Consider the following 380-nt stretch of genomic DNA (forward strand, 5'->3'; position numbering starts at 1 on the left):
GGTATGATTCATGACTGGGGTGAAGTCGTAACAAGGTAACCGTAGGGGAACCTGCGGTTGGATCACCTCCTTACCCAAGACGAGAGACAGCGAGTGCTCACACAGATTGGCTGATAGTTGTAGACAAATGAGCAGAAAAAACATTACCCTTGGGTCTGTAGCTCAGGTGGTTAGAGCGCACCCCTGATAAGGGTGAGGTCGGTGGTTCAAGTCCACTCAGACCCACCACTCTGAGAGTGAGTGATGTAAAGGTGTAATGATTTATGATGAAATGGGGATATAGCTCAGCTGGGAGAGCGCCTGCCTTGCACGCAGGAGGTCAGCGGTTCGATCCCGCTTATCTCCACCACTTATCATCGTTAAGTAAATTTATTCATTTA

2 tRNA genes and 1 rRNA gene are annotated in these 380 nt (G+C 48.7%); all 3 read left to right on the plus strand.

Annotation, left to right across the window (positions count from 1 at the left end):
* A 16S ribosomal RNA gene (locus DV415_RS10095) occupies window positions 1-73 on the plus strand; the annotation flags it as partial.
* 78 nt (window positions 74-151) lie between these two features.
* Window positions 152-228 (plus strand) — tRNA-Ile (locus DV415_RS10100).
* A gap of 45 nt (window positions 229-273) precedes the next feature.
* A tRNA-Ala gene (locus tag DV415_RS10105) sits at window positions 274-349 on the plus strand.
* The last annotated feature ends 31 nt before the right edge of the window (window positions 350-380 follow it).

It is taken from the genome of Haemophilus haemolyticus (assembly GCF_003490595.1).
GTDB lineage: Bacteria > Pseudomonadota > Gammaproteobacteria > Enterobacterales > Pasteurellaceae > Haemophilus > Haemophilus haemolyticus_L.